This is a genomic window from Sphingomonas koreensis (assembly GCF_002797435.1).
In the GTDB taxonomy this organism is placed as follows: Bacteria; Pseudomonadota; Alphaproteobacteria; order Sphingomonadales; family Sphingomonadaceae; genus Sphingomonas; species Sphingomonas koreensis.
The window spans coordinates 3,451,225-3,471,387 of record NZ_PGEN01000001.1 but is presented as its reverse complement, the minus strand read 5'-3'; the positions used below and the strand labels follow the sequence as shown (position 1 = coordinate 3,471,387).

At 68.4% G+C, this 20,163-nt stretch carries 16 protein-coding genes and 1 pseudogene; 7 read left to right on the top strand and 10 right to left on the bottom strand.

Features of this window, described 5'->3' with window-relative positions:
- Positions 1-15 precede the first annotated feature (15 nt).
- Positions 16-1,308, top strand: a complete 1,293-nt coding sequence (gene hslU, locus BDW16_RS16510; RefSeq protein ID WP_066576910.1) for an ATP-dependent protease ATPase subunit HslU — start codon at positions 16-18, stop codon at positions 1,306-1,308.
- Positions 1,309-1,349: 41 nt separating this feature from the next.
- Positions 1,350-2,366: a hypothetical protein gene (locus BDW16_RS16505; protein WP_066576915.1), complete on the top strand. Its 1,017-nt coding sequence runs from the start codon at positions 1,350-1,352 to the stop codon at positions 2,364-2,366.
- Between the two features lie 9 nt (positions 2,367-2,375).
- Here BDW16_RS16505 and BDW16_RS16500 read toward each other — a convergent pair whose 3' ends face one another.
- From BDW16_RS16500 to BDW16_RS16490, 3 genes are all read right to left on the bottom strand, one after another.
- Positions 2,376-2,780: a copper uptake system-associated protein gene (locus BDW16_RS16500; RefSeq protein WP_066576923.1), complete on the bottom strand. Its 405-nt coding sequence runs from the start codon at positions 2,778-2,780 to the stop codon at positions 2,376-2,378.
- On the bottom strand, positions 2,780-4,822 hold the full coding sequence (locus BDW16_RS16495; protein WP_066576926.1) for a TonB-dependent receptor family protein: 2,043 nt from the start codon (positions 4,820-4,822) through the stop codon (positions 2,780-2,782). Before BDW16_RS16495 ends, BDW16_RS16500 begins: the two co-directional genes overlap by 1 nt.
- Positions 4,823-4,887: 65 nt before the next feature.
- Positions 4,888-5,277 carry a hypothetical protein gene (locus BDW16_RS16490; protein ID WP_066576927.1) on the bottom strand — a complete coding sequence of 130 codons (390 nt, stop codon included), beginning with the start codon at positions 5,275-5,277 and terminating at the stop codon, positions 4,888-4,890.
- 77 nt (positions 5,278-5,354) lie between these two features.
- On the opposite strand from BDW16_RS16490, the gene BDW16_RS16485 reads away from it, so the two are divergent.
- The 4 genes and pseudogenes from BDW16_RS16485 (at position 5,355) to BDW16_RS16470 (ending at position 9,491) form a co-directional block, all read left to right on the top strand.
- Positions 5,355-6,878 (top strand): fumarate hydratase, encoded by a 1,524-nt coding sequence (locus tag BDW16_RS16485; protein WP_066576929.1) that lies wholly within the window; start codon positions 5,355-5,357, stop codon positions 6,876-6,878.
- A gap of 2 nt (positions 6,879-6,880) precedes the next feature.
- Complete coding sequence (locus BDW16_RS16480; protein WP_198585804.1) at positions 6,881-7,351, top strand: hypothetical protein; 471 nt, start codon at positions 6,881-6,883, stop codon at positions 7,349-7,351.
- A pseudogene (locus BDW16_RS16475) lies at positions 7,348-8,267 on the top strand (EamA family transporter). Before BDW16_RS16480 ends, BDW16_RS16475 begins: the two are co-directional and overlap by 4 nt.
- 39 nt (positions 8,268-8,306) lie before the next feature.
- Positions 8,307-9,491 (top strand): MBL fold metallo-hydrolase, encoded by a 1,185-nt coding sequence (locus BDW16_RS16470; RefSeq protein ID WP_066576932.1) that lies wholly within the window; start codon positions 8,307-8,309, stop codon positions 9,489-9,491.
- A 16-nt stretch (positions 9,492-9,507) separates the two neighbouring features.
- On the opposite strand, the gene BDW16_RS16465 is transcribed toward BDW16_RS16470, so the two are convergent.
- Genes BDW16_RS16465 through BDW16_RS16445 form a run of 5 tightly spaced genes read right to left on the bottom strand, consistent with a single transcriptional unit; the run spans position 9,508 to position 14,627 of the window.
- A complete protein-coding gene (locus BDW16_RS16465) occupies positions 9,508-10,134 on the bottom strand; it encodes a nickel uptake transporter family protein (protein ID WP_066576934.1) in 627 nt (208 codons plus the stop codon).
- 17 nt (positions 10,135-10,151) lie between these two features.
- Positions 10,152-10,433 (bottom strand): DUF3325 domain-containing protein, encoded by a 282-nt coding sequence (locus BDW16_RS16460; protein ID WP_066576937.1) that lies wholly within the window; start codon positions 10,431-10,433, stop codon positions 10,152-10,154.
- Positions 10,430-12,043 (bottom strand): PepSY-associated TM helix domain-containing protein, encoded by a 1,614-nt coding sequence (locus BDW16_RS16455; RefSeq protein WP_066576941.1) that lies wholly within the window; start codon positions 12,041-12,043, stop codon positions 10,430-10,432. The genes BDW16_RS16460 and BDW16_RS16455 overlap by 4 nt, the downstream gene beginning before the upstream one ends.
- On the bottom strand, positions 12,040-12,303 hold the full coding sequence (locus BDW16_RS16450) for a hypothetical protein (RefSeq protein WP_066576942.1): 264 nt from the start codon (positions 12,301-12,303) through the stop codon (positions 12,040-12,042). Before BDW16_RS16450 ends, BDW16_RS16455 begins: the two co-directional genes overlap by 4 nt.
- 50 nt (positions 12,304-12,353) lie before the next feature.
- Positions 12,354-14,627: a TonB-dependent siderophore receptor gene (locus BDW16_RS16445; RefSeq protein ID WP_066576944.1), complete on the bottom strand. Its 2,274-nt coding sequence runs from the start codon at positions 14,625-14,627 to the stop codon at positions 12,354-12,356.
- Positions 14,628-14,790: 163 nt separating this feature from the next.
- Between BDW16_RS16445 and BDW16_RS16440 the strand changes: the two genes are divergently transcribed.
- Positions 14,791-15,978 carry a CaiB/BaiF CoA transferase family protein gene (locus BDW16_RS16440; protein WP_066576947.1) on the top strand — a complete coding sequence of 396 codons (1,188 nt, stop codon included), beginning with the start codon at positions 14,791-14,793 and terminating at the stop codon, positions 15,976-15,978.
- On the opposite strand, the gene BDW16_RS16435 is transcribed toward BDW16_RS16440, so the two are convergent.
- The gene (locus BDW16_RS16435; protein WP_066576948.1) at positions 15,968-16,918 is read right to left on the bottom strand and encodes an alpha/beta hydrolase fold domain-containing protein; all 951 of its coding nucleotides are present in this window, start codon (positions 16,916-16,918) and stop codon (positions 15,968-15,970) included. The genes BDW16_RS16440 and BDW16_RS16435 overlap by 11 nt on opposite strands.
- Positions 16,915-20,109, bottom strand: coding sequence for an amidohydrolase family protein (locus BDW16_RS16430; protein WP_066576950.1), 3,195 nt, complete (start codon positions 20,107-20,109; stop codon positions 16,915-16,917). The genes BDW16_RS16435 and BDW16_RS16430 overlap by 4 nt, the downstream gene beginning before the upstream one ends.
- Positions 20,110-20,163 lie beyond the last annotated feature (54 nt).

The following is a 20,163-nucleotide window of genomic DNA, read 5'->3' as shown; positions in this document are numbered from 1 at the left end:
ATCGAACCCCCTGGAATGAACGACAACCTGACCCCCAAGACCATCGTCGCTGCGCTCGACGCGCACATTATCGGCCAGAAGGAAGCCAAGCGCGCAGTCGCCGTTGCGATGCGCAACCGCTGGCGCCGCCAGCAGCTCAAGGCCGATCTGCGCGACGAGGTCACCCCCAAGAACATCCTCATGATCGGGCCGACCGGCTGCGGCAAGACCGAGATCAGCCGCCGCCTCGCCAAGCTGGCCGACGCGCCGTTCGTCAAGGTCGAGGCGACCAAGTTCACCGAAGTCGGCTATGTCGGCCGTGACGTCGAGCAGATCGCCCGCGACCTGGTCGAGGAAGCAATCCGGCTGGAGCGCGAACGCCGCCGGACCGCCGTCAAGGACAAGGCCGAAGCCGCGGCGATGACCCGCCTGCTCGACGCGCTGACCGGCAAGGACAGCAGCCAGGCGACGCGCGAGGCGTTCCGCGAGCGGCTCAATGCCGGCCATCTCGACAACACCGAGATCGAGATCGAGGTCGAGGCGACCGGCGGGATGCCGTTCGAGATCCCCGGCGCCGGCCCGCAGATGATCAACCTGGGCGAGATGATGAAGGGCTTTGGCGGCCCGCAATTGAAGCGCCGCAAGATGAACGTCCATGCCGCCTGGGCCAAGCTGGTCGAGGAGGAAGCCGACAAAAGGCTGGACCAGGACGATGTCGCGCGCGTGGCGCTGGCGGATGCCGAGGCCAATGGCATCGTCTTCCTCGACGAGATCGACAAGATCGCGGTGAGCGACGTGCGCGGCGGTTCGGTCAGCCGCGAGGGCGTGCAGCGCGACCTGCTGCCGCTGATCGAGGGTACGACGGTCTCGACCAAATACGGGCCGATGAAGACCGACCATATCCTGTTCATCGCATCGGGCGCGTTCCATGTCGCCAAGCCGAGCGACCTGCTGCCCGAGCTTCAGGGCCGTCTGCCGATCCGCGTCGAGCTGAAGGGCCTGACCGAGGATGATTTCGTGTCGATCCTTTCGGACACCAAGGCATCGCTGCCCGAACAGTATAAGGCGCTGATCGGGACCGAGGGGGTAACGATCGCCTTCACCGACGACGGCATCCGCGCGATCGCGCGCATCGCCGCCGAGGTGAATGCCGAGGTCGAGAATATCGGCGCGCGCCGGCTCCAGACCGTGATGGAGAAGCTGCTCGAGGAAGTCAGCTTCGACGCCGAAGACCGCAACGGCGCCTCGCTCACCGTCGACGCCGCCTATGTCGACGGCCAGCTCGCCAGTATCGCGCGGAACACGGACCTCAGCCGCTACGTGCTCTGACCCTGCTTGCCGCCGCCCCGCCCGGACGGCAGGGTGGCGGCATGCACAGAGGGATCATCGCGCTCGCGGCGCTATCGCTCGGCTGGATGGGCACCGCCGCCGCGCAGGATCGCCCGCCTTGCCGCGAGGTGGGCGACCTGCCCCATATCGTCATCGACCCGCAGGCCGCGCCCCAGCTCGCCCAGATCGGCCTCGACCGCGCCGAAATCTTTGCCCGGATGCGCGAGACCTCGATCCCCGAGACGATGGGCTGCTGGGCGATGCCGGTCGGTAATTTCGACTCGATGCTGGTCTCGGTCGGCATGTCGCAATGGAATTACGGCACCGGCAGCCTCCAGCCCGTCCTCAAGGCGTGGCGCGACGGCTTCCGCAGCCGCGGCCGCTTCAAGCGCACCCTTCGCGATCTCGCCCCGACCTATGGCAAGCTGTTCTTCTCGAAACACTGCCTGGACACGCCCGTCCGCGACACATGCCGCGCCGCGATCCTCGCTGCCCATGGCCCCGACGGAAAGCTCAACCCCGTCGCCCTCGCCGAGCTGACCCGCCTCTTCGAGCATGACGCGATGCTCCAGGTGCAGACCGACACCTATGTCGCGCTGCTGCTCGAAGTCCGTGCCGAGCTGTTCCGCCTCTGGCCAACCGGTCCGATCACGCCACGCAAAGTCCGCTGGGCGATCGACACCCGCGTCCAGCAAAAGACCCTGCCCAATGACGAGGACGCCGCCCGCCTGCGCCGCAAGCTCGCCGCGCTCCCCGTCACCGAGCGCCCGGCGCGGCTCAAGGCGATGCTCGCATGGTACAAGGGGTTGAGCGAAGCGGTCGACCAGGACGGTGTCGGCCGCGACTATCAATGGAATGTCGATCAATGGACCTGCCTGATCGACACCGGCCGGATCAACGACGAGCAGGTCGAGCTGCTCCACCTCACCTTCCTGCGCAGCCGCACCGCCACCGGGAATTCGGGGCGGTGGCAGGCGCTGACCTTCTCGCGCCGCGCCAAGATCATTCTCGGCACCGGCAGCGTCAGCGGGGTCAGGGACGGCGGCTGCACGTCCTGACCCGCGTCGTCACATCTCGACCGTGCCCTTGAAGCTGGCCATGCGCGTCAGCCGCTCGGCGGGAACCGATCGCTCGGCCTCCGCCAGCCCGGCGGCGATCGCCGCGGCATCGGCCTCCGGAACGCGCGCCGCCCGCAGCACCGTCGCATCGCGCAGTGAATCGCCGCTGCACAAACGGATCACCCATTTTCCGCCACGCCGCTCCAACAGTGCACGTCCACCCATCGCCCCCTGAGTCCAGTCGGCCACGGCATGCGCGCCGCTCACCGCGACCGGCCCGGCATCGAGCGGCAATCCGGGCTTGTCGAACAGGCCCCGCATCACTGCGGTGATCGCCGCGGCCTCCCGATCCTGCGACGGCGAACACGCCGCCGCAGGAAGGAGCAGGGCGAGCGCAAGGATCGCCCCGCGCATCAGAAGCGCACCCGCACGCCGCCGAACAGCGAGCGTCCTTCGCCGGGATAGAACACCGCCTGATCGGCGCCATCGGCGTTCACCACCGCCCCGAACTCGGGGACATGGATCTTGTCGGTGAGGTTGCGCGCGTCGGCGAACAGCGTCACACCGCCCGGCAGATCGATCCCGGCGGAGAGGTGCACCAACACGTAGCCGGGCGCCTTCAGCGTGTTGCGATAGTCCACCCACACGTCCTTGGGCCGCCAGTCGAGCATCGGCTCGATCCATGCGCCCACGGGATGCTCGTAGCGCAGCGAGGTGCGCAACTGATGCTCGGGCACCACCGGCAGGCGGTTATCGCCATAGGTCGCGTCCTTCACGAAGGTGAAGTCCGACCAGGCCCAGGTCTGGCGCAACCGCAGCAACGTTCCGCCCGCATCGACGATCCGCCAGTCGACGCTCGCCTCCATGCCCGTATGCCGGGTTCGCTCCGCATTGAAGGTCGCCGCCGGGATGTTCGGCGTAACGTTGAAGTTGAGCATCTCGCCCCGCACCGCGGCGCGATAGGCGGCGACATCCCATGAGAACGCACCGCTGCGCCCGCGCGTGCCGATCTCGACCGTCCAGGCGCGCTGCGGCTCGACGGGCACGAAGGCGAAGCCCGAATAACCCGATTGCGCCAATGCGCCGAAGGTCGGCGGCTCGACCGATTTGGTGATGTTGAAATAGACCTGGGTCCCGCCGCGTTCCCACAGCGCACCGAAGCGCGGGGCGAGCCATTCGAAGTCGGTCTCGTCCCCGCGATTGGCCAGCCGGTTGGTGAAGTCGCGGCTGGCATGGCCCCAGCTCGCACCCGCCACCAGCGCCAGCTCGTCGGTCACGAAGAACCGCCCTTCGGCGAACAGGTCCAGCCCGCTCGCCTTCTGCAGCGCGTCGCCGATCCTCATCCCGTTGGCACCGGCATTATTGACGTAGATCTGCTGATCGACCGCCCCGGTGCGGAAGCTCGCCCCGAAGAACAGATCGGCGCGATGCCCGCCGATCTCGCCCGACAGGTCGAAGCGGCCGAACGCGCCCTCGGTATGGATATCCTGCTCGATCACGATCGGGATCGGGTGGCGCAAATCGGTGCCGGTGGCATAGACCCCGCCCTCGAACACCAGCCCTTCGGACAGACGCAGCCGGGTCTGCAGCGTTATGCGGCGCACATCCTGATCGCGCGACCAGCGGCCGGCCAGCGCCGCCGCACTCGCCTGACGCGGATTGGCGCGCGTCTGCGCCAGCGTCAGCGTGCCGGGCACGCCTTGCTCGATCGTCGCCGCGGTGGCGATCAGGCGAACCTCGCTGTCCTCGCCCAGCCGGTAGCCGAGGTTGATCGTGCCGCGCAGCTGCTCGCTGTCAGAACGCTCGCGATAGCCATCGGCCTTGTAGCCATTGATCGAACCATAGAGGTCGAACTTGCCGATCACCCCGCCGGCCGCGGCCTGGCCGCGCCAGCTGTCATAGCTTCCGCCCTCGGCGCGCAGCAGCAGCGTGGACGGCGTGGTGCGGCCATTGGTGGTGACGAGGTTCACCGCCCCGCCGAGTTGCGCCCCGCCGAAGCGCAGCGCATTGCCGCCCTTGTACACCTCGACCAGCCGCGCGGTGAGCACGTCGGCCTTCTGGAAGTCCGAAAAGCCGTCGGCATCGGCGAAGGACACGCCATTCTCGGCGATCAGCACGCCGCGCTGGTGAAAGCCCTGCCCGATCCCCGATCCGCGGATCGACAGGCGCGATTCCTCGCCATAGCGTTTGTTGGCGAGTACGCCCGGCACGTCGCGCAGCACATCGGGCATGCCGATCGCGAGCCGGTCCTCGAACGTCTCGGCCGCGACCACCGCGACCGCGCCGGGGGTGCGCGAAAGGCGCTCACGCGCTTCGGCAACCACCGGCGGGTCGTCGGGATTGGCCTTGCCGGTCACGATGATCTCGGGCTCGCGCGCCTGTGAGTCCTCGGCCGCCCATGCGGGAACGGCAAGACAAGTGGCGGCGAGCAGCGCCGCCGCAGTGTAGGTTTTCATGTCGAATGGTCCTGATCGGCGCACGGCACTTGCCGCACGCGCGTTTCGTCAATTGGGCGAAAGGATCAGGCGGTCGTCGGCGGTCCGCGCAACGGCGGCCGCAAATAGGGGGGGCGCACAAGCCGCGGCGCGGCCACCGCAACGAAGCCCAGCGCAAGGATGAAGACCAGCGCCGCGGCGAGCAGCACCGCGTCCGCGCCGGGCAGCCATGCCAGCCCCAGCCCGGCAAAGGCGCAGGGCGGGTCCATCTTGGCGGCGTCGTCCGGCTTGGCTGGCATTCCCGGCACGTCGATCGCGACCTGCTGCGGCCCGAATTCGGTGCACACCAGCACCATCATCTGTCCCGGCGCCGCGACGGGCATGAACCCGGCGGGGACGGCCACCTTCATCGCCAGCGCCAGCGCGGTCAGCGCGGCGGCCAGCCTGGGATGGTGGAGGACAAGACGCCGGAACACGCCGCGCGGTTAGCGGGTGGCGCCCGGCCTGTCATCCGCTAAAGGGTCCCGCAAAACAGACATGCAGGGACATGCACATGACCGTCACGATCAAGGCCGCCGATCTGATCGACAGCGTCGCCGACGCGCTCCAGTTCATCAGCTACTATCACCCGATGGATTACATCCGCGCGCTGGGTGAGGCGTACACGGCCGAGCAATCGCCCGCCGCCAAGGACGCGATCGCCCAGATCCTGACCAACAGCCGCATGTGCGCCGAGGGGCACCGCCCGATCTGCCAGGACACCGGCATCGTCAACGTGTTCGTCAAATGGGGCATGGACTGCCGCCTCGACGATACCTCGCGCAGCCTGCAGGAAGTCGTCGATGAGGGCGTGCGCCGCGCGTACCTCAACCCGGAGAACAAGCTGCGCGCCTCGGTCCTCGCCGATCCCGCCTTCACCCGCCGCAACACCCGCGACAACACGCCCTGCGTGCTCCATGTCGAGATGGTCGCGGGCGACAAGGTGCATATCGACGTCGCGGCCAAGGGCGGCGGCAGCGAGAACAAGTCCAAGTTCAAGATGATGAACCCCAGCGACTCGATCGTCGACTGGGTGATCGAGATGCTGCCCCAGATGGGCGCCGGCTGGTGCCCGCCGGGCATGCTCGGCATCGGCATCGGTGGCACTGCGGAGCATTGCGTGCTCCTCGCCAAGAAGGCGCTGATGGAGCAGATCGACATGGCGACGCTCAAGGAACGCGGCCCCCGGAACGATATCGAGAAGCTGCGCATCGAAATCTTCGACAAGGTCAACGCGCTCGGCATCGGTGCGCAGGGGCTGGGCGGCCTCGCCACCATCCTCGACGTCAAGATCATGGACGCACCGTGCCATGCCGCGGGCAAGCCGGTGGCGATGATCCCCAACTGCGCCGCCACCCGCCATGCGCACTTCACCCTCGACGGCTCGGGTCCGGCCTATCTGGAGGCGCCCAAGCTGGACGAATGGCCCGACGTCAACTGGACGCCGGACAAGGCCGCGATCCGCGTCGACCTCGACGCGCTGACGCCTGAGGTCGTGCAGAGCTGGAAGCAGGGCGACCGCCTGCTGCTCAACGGCAAGATGCTCACCGGCCGCGACGCCGCGCACAAGCGCATCGCCGACATGCTGGCGGCGGGCGAGGAACTGCCCGTCGAGTTCAAGGGCCGGGTCATCTATTATGTCGGCCCGGTCGATCCGGTCGGCGAGGAAGTGGTCGGCCCCGCCGGCCCCACCACCGCGACGCGCATGGACAAGTTCATGCGGATGATGCTCGACCAGGGCCTGCTCGCCTGCGTCGGCAAGGCCGAGCGCGGCCCGGCGGCCACCGATGCGATCCGCGATGCGAAGAGCGCGTACCTGATGGCCGTCGGCGGCGCCGCCTATCTGGTGGCGCGCGCGATCAAGGGCAGCAAGGTCGTCGGCTTCGAGGATCTGGGCATGGAAGCGATCTACGAGTTCGAGGTGCAGGACTTCCCCGTCACCGTCGCCGTCGATGCCGAGGGCAACAACGTCCACCAGCTCGCCCCGCTCGTCTGGAAAGAGAAGATCGCGAAGGAAAAGCTGCTCGAAGGGGCGTGAGGTTGGCGGCTGAAGCGTCTCCCCACAACATTCGTGCACTTTTGCGCGAAGCTAAGCAGTTGGCCGCCCGCTACTATATGGCGACCGGAAAACCGCTGGGCGTGACCGGCGAAGTCGCCGAGCTGGAAGCGGCGGAGAAGCTGGGTATCGACCTCGTCCCGCCACGCACGCCCGGTTACGATGCCACGCAAGTGCGTGACGGAAAGCTCTGCCGCATCCAGATCAAGGGGCGCGCTGTTGATCCCGCAGATCGCTATCGCGGCCTCTGCCCCTCGATCAAATGCGGCGATCAGTTCGACGTCGTGCAGTTGGTGCTGCTCGACCGCGGCTCGCTCGATGCGCTGGAAATCTGGGAGGCAAGCGAAGCCGCCATCGCAGCCCGCCTGGCTGGTGTCTCCGCGGCGAAACAGAAACGAAACGCGCTCGCGATCACGCAATTCAAGAGCGTCGCAAAACGAATCTGGCCGCTATGATCACCTCCGCCATCTGGCTTCCCGCGACGCTGATCGCGGCGGTGTTCCAGCCGTGGCGCACCGCGGTGCAGCGGCGGGTAAGCAAGATCTGTCGATCAACGCCGCAGGGCTGGTCCGCTACCTCTACGGCCTGCCCTTCGCGCTGGCGATGATGGCCGCCTATGAGTTCGTCCTGTTCCCCGGCGCCTTCCCGTCGCTCGGCCCGTGGTTCCTGGTCTATTGCCTCGCCGGGGGTCTGGCGCAGATCGTCGCGACGAACCTGCTGCTGATGGCGTTCGACCATCGCAACTTCGTGGTGGGCACCGCCTATTCGAAGACTGAGGCGGTGCAGGGCGCGCTGCTCTCGATCGCGCTGCTCGGCGAGCGGCTCAACCTGTTGAGCTGGATCGGCATCGCGCTCGGCGTCGCGGGGGTGATGATCCTCTCGGCCGACAACAAGCGCATGAGCCCCGGCGAGCTGTTCCGCGCGCTCGGCCAGCCCGGCGCGCGCTACGGCATCGCCTCGGGCTTCTTCTTCGCGCTCACCGCGATCGCGATCCGCAGCGCGACGGTTCAGGTCGAGACCGAGGACCATGTCCGCGCCGTGCTGATCGTCCTCGCGGTCACCGTCGCGCTCCAGACGCTGATGCAGGGCGGGCTGCTGGTTTGGCGCGAGCGCGATCAGGTCGCCGCGGTCTTCCGCACCTGGCGCGTCTCCGGGCAGGTCGGGCTGCTCTCGGCGCTCGGTTCGGCCTGCTGGTTCACCGGCTTCGCCACCGCGCCGGTCGCGCTGGTCCGCGTCGTCGGCCAGATCGAGGTCGCCTTCACCATGGCATTCGGCCATTTCTACCTCGGCGAGCGCGTGTCGCGCGGCGAAATCTCCGGCCTCTTCCTCGTCACCATGGGCGTCGTCGCCGCACTCGCCGGCAATCTCTGAGCTTGAGTTCAGCCGCCGCAATCCGCATCTAGGATCGCGATGTCCTTCGTCCGCCCGGTCCTGCGCTGGACCTCGATCCTCCTGCTCTGGTCCGTGGTTACCGCCTGCCTCGCGGTGACGATCGTCCCGCGCTATCTCGACCGCATCTATTATCATGGTCCCGACAGCGGCCATTATGACGGCGAGCGGTTCTTCAATCCCGATGGCGAGGACACGGTGCGCGTCCCCGGCAACCGCCGCGGCGGGCGCGCGGGCTTCCTGTGGCGCCAGGCGACCGGCGCCGACGGTCGCCCCGAATGGCCCGATCGCGTCGCGGTGCACAAGGAGATGCCCCCCGCCCGCGTCGATGGCGGCGGGATGCGCGCCACATGGGTCGGCCATGCCACGGTGCTGATCCAGGCCAATGGCCTCAATATCCTGACCGATCCGATATGGAGTGAGGTCGCCGGCCCCTTCGGTCTTGCCGGCCCCCGTCGCACGACCGCGCCCGCGATCGATTTCGACAAGCTACCGAAGATCGACCTGGTGCTCGTCAGCCACAATCACTACGATCATCTCGACCTGCCCACGCTCAAGCGGCTGTGGGCACGCGACAAGCCCGCGATCATCACCAGCCTCGGCAACGACACGATCCTGCGCTCCGCCGGGATCGAGGCGCGCGGGCTGGACTGGGGCGAGCGCGCTGCGCTGCGGCCCGGCGTCGAGGTGATCGTCAACCGCAACCATCACTGGGGCAGCCGCTGGTTCACCGACCGCAACCGCGCGCTCTGGTCCAGCTTCGTCGTCACCCTGCCCGGCGGAAACCTGTTCTTCGCCGGCGACACCGGTGCGGGCGATTACAAATGGGCCGATCAGGCCGCGTCCTATGGCCCGATCCGCCTCGCGATCCTGCCGATCGGCGCGTTCCGCTTCCAGGAGGGGGAGATGCGCACCGGCAGCCATATCGGCCCGGGCGAGGCGATCAAATTGTGGAACCGCATGGGCCGCCCCACCACCTTGCCGATGCACTGGGGCACGTTCCGGCTGTCCTGGGAAGGCTATTGGACCCCGCCGCGGATGCTGCGCGCGATTCAGGCCTGCGCGGGCGAAACCTCGGGCCGTTTCGCCCCGCAATCGCTCGGCCGCGCATGGGATATCCCCACCCTCGCCGCCGCGCCGCCACCCGTGAGCGACGCCCGCGTCGACGCCTGTATGAAGGACCCCGCCGTCACCGCATTGCGCTGACGGCGGCGCGCTTGGGTCAGTTGACGAAGCTGGTGGTGGTCACGCGGCTCAACACCGCGACCTTGCCGGCCGGCAGCGTGAAATCGCCCTCGTCCTTGACCGACGCCTTGAGGATATAGCGACCCTTCTCGGTCAGCGCCGGCAGCACGACCTCTCCCTTGTCGTCAGTCTTGAGCGCGAGCTGCCAGCGGCCCGGCGACACCAGCGAGACGTCTTCCTTCGCTACCGGCTTGCCGTCGCGCGTCAGCACGAAGCGGTTGCCGTTCGCGGTCACCGGCGCCAGCTCGAACGGCATCACCGCCTTCGCTTCGCTGCGGCCCGAACGGGCATAATAGATCACGCCAGCCTTCTTGCCGTCCTCGTCCCACGGCTTGAACACGTCGTCGTCCCAGGCGCGCACGTCGCCCGCGGGCAGCGCGACCTCGATATAGCCAGGCCCGCGCGTCTGCGTGCCGGTCGCGCCGATCAGCTTGGGCGCCTTGAGCGAGGGAAAGGCGGGATCGCCCCCGGCCGGAAGCGGTAGCTCGGGCTCGCCCAGCCAGATCTGCGCCGCGCCGTTGGCCCCACGCTCGATCCACACCTCATGCGCCTGCGCAAGGCTCGCGGTCCCCAGCGCCAGCGCGGCGATCAGCAGCTTCTTCATCGTCTTGTCTCCCGGTTCTATTTGCGGCCCGCAGGCGCGGGGATCAGGTTGAGCGCGAGGAACACCAGCCCCGCGCCCAGCATCAGCAGGGCGACCCACAGGATCGGCCCGAACACCCATCCCTGCGCGGCGATCGCGAAGGGGAAAGCGGCGCCGATGGCGGCCCAGGCGCCGCCCCGCAGCCGCAGCACCGTCACTGCATCGGGCCGGCTGCCCAGCCGCTTGCGGTGATGCTCGTCGGTCGAAAGCCCGAACAGCGCGAAAGCCAGCGTCGCGAGGATGAAGGCGAGCGCGGTCATTCGGCGGGCTCCAGCTGCGCGGCGGCAGGTTCGGCGGATTGCACGGCCGGTGCAGCCCGGCGGCGCACCCGCGGCGCGGCGGGCTTGTGCCGCGCCACCCGCCGCGCGAGCGCGAGGAAAGCCGCACCGAACACCAGCAGCGCGATGTCGATCCCGGCCAGCATCATGTCGCCGCTCGACAGGCTGGCGATCAGCCCGCGCTGCGTTCCGAACAGGTTGTAGACGGGCAGCGCCGCGAGCAGCACGCCGGTCAACCCCAGCAACGCCACCCAATTATGCTGCGGCTTGCGCACGATCGACAGGATCAACGCCGCGCCCCAGGCGAGGAACAGGCAGTGCACCTCCCATGCCGCGCGCCCGGCCATCTCGACCGGCAGCAGCCGGTTGGCCCAGAACATCACCGCGACGCCCAGCGGAAAGCCAGCGATCGCCGCGACATTCGTTCGCTCGACCAGTTTGAACCCGAAGTGCGGCCGGGTGGGATCGGGCAGCTTCTCGCGCCGCTTCACCGTCCAAAGCACCATCCCGCTCGCCACCATCACCGATCCCGCGACCCCGCACAGGAAATAGAGGAAGCGCAGCCAGTCGCTCGAAAAGCGCCCGGCGTGCAGACCGATCATGCTGCCCGCGGTCACCACCGCCGCACCGGTCTCGGGCGAGCGCCGCAGCGGCTTGCCGGTCACGCCGTCATAGGTGATCTGCGGGGTGCGTGAGGACAGCATCGTCGATCCCGAACGGATCACGGTCACCCGCGCCGCCGCGTCGCCCGGTTCCACCACCTCGACATAGCCGGCCTTGCCGCCCAGCCGGGTCTCGGCGTCACGAACGATCGCGGTCAGATCGATCAGGGGCGCCGGCCGGCCTGTGCGCTCGACGGGAGGGCCCTCGGGATAGAGCGCCTCGAAGAATGCCCCTTCTTTGGGAAAGGTGACGGCCGTCGCCCAGGGCAGCAGCATCACCGCCAGCGTGACGAGGCCGGTATAGGTGATCATCAGGTGGAAGGGCAGCGCCAGCACCGCGGTGGCGTTATGTCCGTCGAGCCACGAGCGCTGGCCCTTGGCCCGCCGCAAGGTGAAGAAGTCGCGGAAGATCTTCTTGTGCGTGACGATGCCCGAGAGGATCGCGACCAGCATGAACAGCGCGGCGATGCTGACCAGCCAGCGCGCATAGATCACCGGCATGTAATAGAGGTCGAAATGGAAGCGGTAGAAGAACTCGCCGCCGCGCGTCTCGCGCGCCGTGACGGGCTGGCCATCGGCCCCGATCGTCGCCTGATTGTCGCTGCGGCGCCGGCGGCGCGTCTCGCCTTCCTTGGGCTGCGGCACCCAGAAGGCGGTCGCGCCATGCGACGTCGCGCCCGGCATGGTGATGAACCAGCTCTTGGCGTCCGGCGCCTTGCCCTCGAGGAAGCGCTGCGCCCCCGCCAGCACCTTCTCGGGCTGCTCGACCCGCGCCAGTTCGGGCCGCATCCAGCGGTTCAGCCCTTCGCGATAATAGGCGATCGTGCCGGCGGCGAAGACCGCGAAGAGTACCCAGCCGAGCAGCAGCCCGGACCAGGTGTGCAGGAACGCCTGCGACTGACGAAAACCCTTGTCCCCAAGGTCGCTCATGCCACGCCTCCCCCGCGCGTCACTATCCAGGTGAGCGCCGCGGCCACGCCGCCCGCCACCGCCAATACCCACATCGCCTTCCAGCCGCTCTTCGCCGCGAACGCCCACATCGCCGCGACGGCACAGATCGCGAGGGCGACCAGCATCCCCACCGTCGTCGCCTGTTCCGGGCGCATCGGCAGCGTCACCGACAGCGCGATCGCCCACAGCGTCGCCACCGCATAGCCGAGCGGCAACGCGGCGAGGATGCGCAGGATCATATCCCCCCGCTTCCGCCACGGCGAAGCCGCCGCCGCATTGCCGCGCCCGCTCACGGGTAGCTCACCCGCAGCGTCGCGAACACGGTGCGCGGGCTGCCGTAGTAATTGCCGCGGCCGGTGGACGAGATGCGCGCATAATAGGTCCGGTCCAGCAGATTGTTGACGTTGACCGACAGCGAGAACCGGTCGTTGACCTTGTACCCCGCGCGCAGATCGACCACCGCATAGCTGCCCTGGCGCACGATCGTCGAGAGCGTCGTCACCGTCCCGGCCGCGTTGCGCACCGCCGGGTTGCCGCCGTACGTCTCGCTGAACCAGGTCACGCCGCCGCCGATGCTTGCGCCCTTGAGGAAGCCCTCGGGCGCCTCATAGTTGGTGAACAACTTGACCATATGCTCGGGGATGATCGGCACCAGCGGCAGCCCTTCCAGCGACGCATTCTGGTCCTCGAGATATTTGGTCCTGGTGTAGCTGTAGCCGCCATTGACCCGCCATCCGGGCAGCACCTCGCCCGCCACCTCGGCCTCGACGCCGCGCGCGCGGACCTTGCCGATCTGCAGCACGATCTTGTCGTCATCGGGGTGGTTGAACAGGCGCCCGCCCTGCTCGATCTGATATCCGGCGAGCGACAGCAGCAGTCTGTCCCCCGCCAGCGACAGCTTGGTCCCCGCCTCGAACTGCTTGCCCGTCATCGGGCGGACCGGCTCGCCGTCCGGACGGACGCGGCCGCTGGGCGCGGTCTGCGGCGTGAAGCTGTCGGCATAGCTCGCATAGACATTGAGGTTTCCGGTCACGTCCCAGACGATGCCGGCATAGGGGGTGAAACGCCCCTCGACGCTCGATCCGGTGACGGTGCCGAGCGTAGGCAGCAGCACCTGATTGTTGGTATCCCACCAGGTCAGGCGCCCGCCGCCGACGAGCGTCAGCCCCTCGACGGGAGAGAGGCGCATCTGGCCATAGATGCCGTACTGCTCGGTCCTGGTGTTGGTCGCGCCATAGGTCTGTCGCAGGCAATTCGCGGTCGGAACGGTGACGCCGCTGCAATCGGCATTCGAACCCTGCAGCGGGTAGAGCGACGACGGCCCATAGGGGTTGAGCGGCGGCTCGAGCGGCGAGCGCGGGTTGAACACGTCGATCTTCGCATAGTTCGACAGGCGCGTATAATAGCTGTCGTAATCCAGCGCCTGATAGTCGGCGCCGACGATCAGCGTCTGATCGCGCCCGAACAGCGGGAAGGTGCCGACCCCGTTGAAATCGAACGCCTTCGTCGTCGCGAAGTTGTCGCCGCGATAGGCGATGTGGTTGGTCACGCCGTTGTTCGGCGCGCCGGTCAGCGGCGGGTTGGCCGCGGTCGTCACCGCCTGGTTGCCGATATAGCTGTAGACGTCGATACGCTCGACATCGGTGTAGAGGCCGCTCGCGCGCAGCGTCCAGCGATCGCTGATCCTGTGCGACAGTTCGGCCCATGCGGTCCAGGTCTCGGACCTGAAGCGGTTCCAGTCGGCGCCCAGATAGGTCGAGCGATCGACGGTCATCAGCCGCCCCTCGCTCCCATCCTTGCCGCCCAGATAGCCCGGCAGGCCCGACTGGATCGCCGGCTTGAACCGGTCGTAGCTGCCGCCGAAGGTCAGCGTCGTGTTGTCGCCGATCTCGACCTTTGCAGTGGCGAAGGCGGCGACGCGGTTGCGATGCCCGACATCGAAGAACTGGTCCTGGTCCTGAACCATCGCGCCGGCCCGCAGTGCCACGCCCTTGGCGACCGGCGCCGACAGATCGATCTCGCCGCGGATATTCTGCCAGCTGCCATAGCCGATCGAAGCGCGCGCCTTGAACGCATCGCCCGGCCGCTTGCGCACCAGATTGACGCTGCCCGCCGGGTTGCCGGACCCGCTGAACAGCCCGGCCGGGCCGCGCAGCACCTCCAGCCGGTCGTAGAAGAACAGGTCCGGCACCACCGACGGATAGCCGAATGCCATCGTCGCGACGCCATCGACCAGATAATTGTTGATCGTGAAGCCGCGCGACATGAACGACGGGTCCTCGCTGCCGATGCCCGTCACGGTGATCCCTGGCGTCGCGGTGACCGCATCTTCCAGCGTGAACAGATTCTGCGCCTCGATCTGGGCGGCGTCGATCACGGTGATGGTGTTGGGAACGTCCTTCAGCGGGGTGACGGTCTTGCCGACTTCCTGCCCGCTGCTCTTGCCGAGGATCACGACATCGTCGTCGTTGCCGGCACCGGGCTCGCCATCCGGATTCGCCCATGCCGCGGGCGCCATCGCGATCATCGCAACTCCGGCCAGCAACGCTTCGAATTTACGCATATTTTGTACACCCCTTCGCTTCGCGGGGGCGCTTAGCGCATTGTCTTTTGCGAGTCACTAGCAATAGCGATAATAGTTATCTCCCCGGCCCCTTCCTCTTCACGGACTTGGCCCCTGCACCGTCGAGTCCATCGGCCTAGAGCGGTCAGGAGGGAGAAGGACGATGCTGCCGCTGCTGGAGGGGATTCGAGTCGTCGAGGTGGGCGCGGTGGTGCTCGGCCCCTATGCGGGCCAGATCCTCGCCGACCTGGGCGCCGAGGTGATCAAGGTCGAGCCGCTGGAGGGCGACATCGCCCGCAACGCCCACCCTTCGGGCACCGGCGGCGGCGCGCTGTTCGTCAACAACAATCGCAACAAGCGGATGCTGGCGCTCGACCTAAAGGCGCCGGAGGGCCGCGCCGCGCTCGCCCGGCTGATCGGCACCGCCGACGTGCTGTTCCACAATATGCGCGTCGACGCCGCCGAGCGGCTCGGTCTCGGCTTCGAAGCGGTCGCGGCGATCAACCCGCGCATCGTCCATTGCGCCGCGATCGGCTTCGGCCAGCGCGGCCCCTATCGCGATCGCCCGGCGTTCGACGACATCATCCAGGCCGCGAGCGGCATCGCGGGCCTCGCCACCGCCACCGGCGGCGATCCGCGCTTCGTGCCGACGATCCTTGCCGACAAGGTCGCCGCGCTCCACGCGGTCTACGGCATCCTCGCCGCCCTGGTTGCCCGCGCCAACGGCCGGGAAGGCGCGATCCAGGTCGAGGTGCCGATGTTCGAGGCGCTCGCCGCCTTCCTGCTCAACGAGCATCTGGCGGGCGCGACCTTCGCCACAGACGGGGCGGTCGGCTATCCCCGCCTGCTCTCCCCCGACCGCCGCCCGTTCCGCACCGCCGACGGCTGGATCGCGGTTCTTCCCTATACCGACCGCCAGTGGCGCGCCTTCCTCGCCGAGATCGGCCGCGAGGACGTGATCGCGCAGGACTGGTTCGCCGATCCCCGTCAGCGCCAGTCCCGCATCGGCGAACTCTACGCGCTGGTCGCCGCCGCGCTTCCCGCGCGCGCCACTGCGGACTGGATCGCGGCGCTCGAGGTGCGCGACGTGCCCTGTTCGAAGGTCAGCGGCATCGGCGATCTGCTCACCGACCCGCATCTGACCGAAATCGGCTTCTTCGACGTGCCCGCGGGCTATCCCGACGGTATCCTCCGCGCTCTGCCCCAGCCGGTGCGCTACGATGGCGTGGAGACCACATCCGACACCGCCCCGCGCGAGCTCGGCGCGGACAGCCGCTTGGTGCTGGCAGAGTGCGGCTTCAGCCCGGACGAGATCGACGCGCTGTTCGCCAGCGGGGCGGTCAGCGGCTGAGCCGCGCCTTCACGAACGCCGCGCCATCGGCAATCCCGCGCCGCGCCACCGCCGCCACCGACATCGCCTCCAGGAAGCTGTGCGTCGCGCCGGGATAGACGATCGCCTGCGTCTCGACCCCCGCGACGCGCAGCCGCGCGTCCATCGCCAGCGACTGTTCGGTCAGCAGATCGCACTCGGGGATGACCAGCAGCACCGGCGGCAGCCCGGCCAGATCGGCGAGCAGCGGGCAGGCGAGCGGGTCGCTGCGCTCGCGGTCAAAGTCGGTCAGATAGTTGGCATAATAGGCAACCGCCTCGGCCCGATCCATGATCGACCCCGGCCCGCCGAACGCCGCCTCCGCCGCATCGGACACCGCGGTCGAGAAATAGCCGTAGTTGGACAGGACCGCGCGCACGATCCCGCCCGCCCCCCGGTCGCGCAGCCGCAGCGCGGTGGCAAGGCTTAGGTTCGCCCCCGCCGAATCCCCGCCCATCGCAAGGCGTGACGGATCGACTCCCAGCTCGCCGCCATGATCGCTGAGCCACAGCATCAGCGCCTCGATCCGGTTCAGCGCCTCGGGATATTTATGCTCGGGCGAGAGCGGGTAATCGACCCCGATCACCGCGAACCCGCCCGCCGCGGCATAGTCGCGCATCAGCCGGTCATGCGTGTCGATCGAGAACAGGGTGAACCCGCCGCCGTGCAGATAGACCAAAGCCGATGCAGGCTCGCTCGCCCCCTCGGGGAAATGCACCCGCACATGCAGCTTGCCAGCACCCGGATCGAACACGCGTTCGATCGTCCGCGCCATCTGCGGCCCGCCCTCGGCCCAGCGCGCGCGCACCGCCTCGCACACCGTGCGCTGTTCGGGAAAGTCCAGCGTCTCGAACGACGGATGCTGCGCCCAGCGCGCCTTCATTTCGGCCAGGAACGCCGCGATCTCTGGATCGAGCGTCATTTCACCGGCAGCCACTGCGCATCCTTGCCCTGCACGAACCACGGTGCGGGCAGCTTGCGCGCCACTGGCCACAGCTCGTCGAGCGTGTCTGCGTCGAACAGCTGCCCGCCACGCATCACCAGGCTGACCGATCGCGTGTTGCGGATATCCGCCAGCGGATCGCGGTCGAACACCACCAGGTCGGCATATTTGCCCACCTCCAGCGTGCCCATGTCGGCCAGCCGCCCGATCGTCTCCGCCGCACCCGCAGTCGCCGCACGCAGCACCGCCAGCGGCGTCATCCCGCCCAGCGTGTGGGCCTCCATCTCATAGTGGATGCCGATCCCCGGCTCGTCGCCATGCGATCCCATCCCGACGAGCGCGCCCGCATCCGCGAGCCGCTTCACGTCCGCCGCGAGGGCCGGCATGCGCGACGCATCGAGCGAGCCCCAGCCGCGACGCGCCAGCTTGTGCGCGACTGCGGAGGGCGGCCAGAAGCGCTTCACCTTCGCGTCCAGCGCCGGATCGTACTTCGCGACATAATAGTGCCGCCCGGCCGGCCCGCTGGTGTTGATCAGCAGCGTCGAGACATAGCTGGTCCGGGTCAGCGCATAGAGTTTGAGCACATCCTCCTGCAGCGGCGCGATCGGCAGCGCATGTTCGTTCCCGGCATAGCCGTCGAGCATCTGCGTGAGGATCAGCTTGGGATTATGGCTGCCCTCGGTGGTCGGGAGGATGCCCTGCTCGCGCGCGGCCATCGCGATCCATTGCCGCACCGTCCGGCTCTCGCCGCGATACTGTTTGATGTTGCGCAGCCCCCAGGCCTCCCGATAGCGCCGCAGGATCGCCCGCGCCTCGTCGAGCGAGGTGATCCGCTCCTTCGAGAACAAGGCCGGCCCGGTCGAGCGCAACCTTGGCCCGACGATCAGCCCGGCATCGATCAGGTCCTGATAGGCGACCTGGTCGATCCCCAGCGTCGAAGGATCGAACGACGTCGTCACGCCATAGGCCAACCGCGCGCGCAGCCCCCATTCCTCATACCCGATGACGTTGCGGCGGACCCCGCCGATATGATCGTGATCGTCGATCAGCCCGGGCGCGACGGTCTTGCCGCCCAGCTCGCGCACCGGCGTCCCGGCGGGTATCGCAAAGCTTCCGCGCGGCCCGATCGCCGCGATGCGATCGCCGGTGATCAGGATGTCGGCATCGGCGATCGCCTTGTCGCCGCCCGCCATCGTCAGCGCGCGTGCGCCGCGTAGCAGAATGCTCCCCGCGGGCCTGGCGCGCGGCAGTTCCGCGACCAGCTCGACCTGCGCTTTCGGTACCGGCGCTTTCGCGTCGGGCAGCAGCTGCACGAAATTGCCGACCGACCAGATCAGGCTCCCGTCCGCGCGCCAGTCGAAATAGTCGGCGCCCATGCCGGTCACCCGCCGCCCCGGATTGCCGGGCGCGGTCAGGTCGATCTCGATCTTCGGATCGGCGGGCGTAGGAACGACATAGAGCTGCTCGCTGGTCTGCGCCGCGATCCACTTGCCGTCGGCGCTGATCCGCATGTCGTCGGCAGTCGCGAGGACATCGGTGAAGTAATAGCCCTGCGCCTTGACCATCGCGACGCGCCGCTTCGCGCCCGAAGCAAGATTGACCGCAGTCAACCCGTCATCGCTCATCAGGTAAGCGATACCCGGCTGTCCGTTCACGAAATGCGGCTTCTGCCCCAGCCGCCCGCTCGTCACCACGCGCGCCGCGCCGCCCATGGCCGGGATCGCCACCAGCTCGCCCGGCCGGACCGTCCCGAACTCGAAGCTCGATTGCTGCCGCGCCGCCGCCGGGGATCGCACGGCGAGGATCGTCCCGCCGTCCGGCGTGAAGGCCGGATGCGTATAGAAGGCCGAAACGTCGCTCACCTTCACCGGTTCGCCGGATCCGTCGGCGGCGATGCTCCACACCGCCCCGCCCGCGCCCTCGCTCCAGGTGACATAGACAATGCGCTTGCCGTCCGGACTCCATGCCGGCAGCGACGGAGGATCGCCCGCGATCGGCAATCGCGCCGCCGCGCCGCCGGCGAGCGGCTGCACATAGACGCTGCCCAACGCCGCGAACGCCACACGCTTGCCGTCGGGCGATGGCGTCGTTCCCTGCGGCAGCTTCGCACGCACCGCGCCCGTCTCCTCGCGAAAGCCGATGCGCGTCCCCGGCCCGACCTCGAGATCGAGCTTGGCGGTGAACGGAATCCGCGCTGCCGCCGATCCGTCGACCGGCCGCCGCTCGATCCTGCCGTTCACCGCGATCAGGATCGCCTTGCCGTCGGGCGTGAAGGTGTAGCGCGGGATCAGGTCCATCCACGCCGCACCGTTCATCAGGTCGAGCGGCGCCGGCCCCAGGTCGCGGTCCACCCCCGTCGCCAGCTCGCGCACCCGCAGCCGCGTTTCCGCCATCCGCCGCGTCGCATAGGCGAGCAGCTTGCCGTCGGGGGAGATCGCCGGGCGGAAGAAGGTCTCGCCCCCCGCCTCGCGCCCGCCCGAGCTGCCGATCACCGTTTCCTCCTCGCCGGTCGCAAGGTTCCGCCGCATGATCGTCCAAGCCACCGGCTCGTCAAAGGAAAGGTCGCCCGTGCGCCGCGCGAAATAGAGCCACTTGCCGTCCTTCGACGCCGCCGCGCCGAGCGTGCTCTGCCATGCCGCACGCGGGGCATCGGGCTTCAATTTCGCCGGCGCGACCAGCTCGCCCGGGCCGCCATCCACCGGATGCTTCCACAGCTCGTACCGGTCCCAGCGGATGCGGACACGGCTGACATAGACATGCTTGCCGTCCGCGCTCCATTCCGGCGAGGTGCGCACCGCACCGTCATCCTCGTCGGTGATCCGCCGCGCCTCGCTGCCGTCCGCGCGCGCGATCCAGACATTGTCGCCGCCGGACCGGTCGCTGACATAGGCGATCCATTTGCCGTCGGGGGAGAAAGTGGGCTGCACCTCGAACGCGATGCCCTGCGCGACCGGCACCGCGCGGCCGCCGCTCGCGGGCATCGCGTAGAGCTCGCCCAGCATGTCGAACAGGATCGTCTTGCCGTCGGGCGAAACCGCGAGCGACATGAAGGTGCCGCTCGACACCTCGTAGCTCAGCGTGCGCCGCTCGGTCATCGGCAGCGCGTCCTTCGCCAGCGCGGGCGCCGCCAGCGCGACGATCGAGACCAGCCCCAGCAATGTCCGCTTCATGCCCCAACTCCCGCGAATGATTCGCAATGCCTACCCTGCCCCACTCCCGTCAGG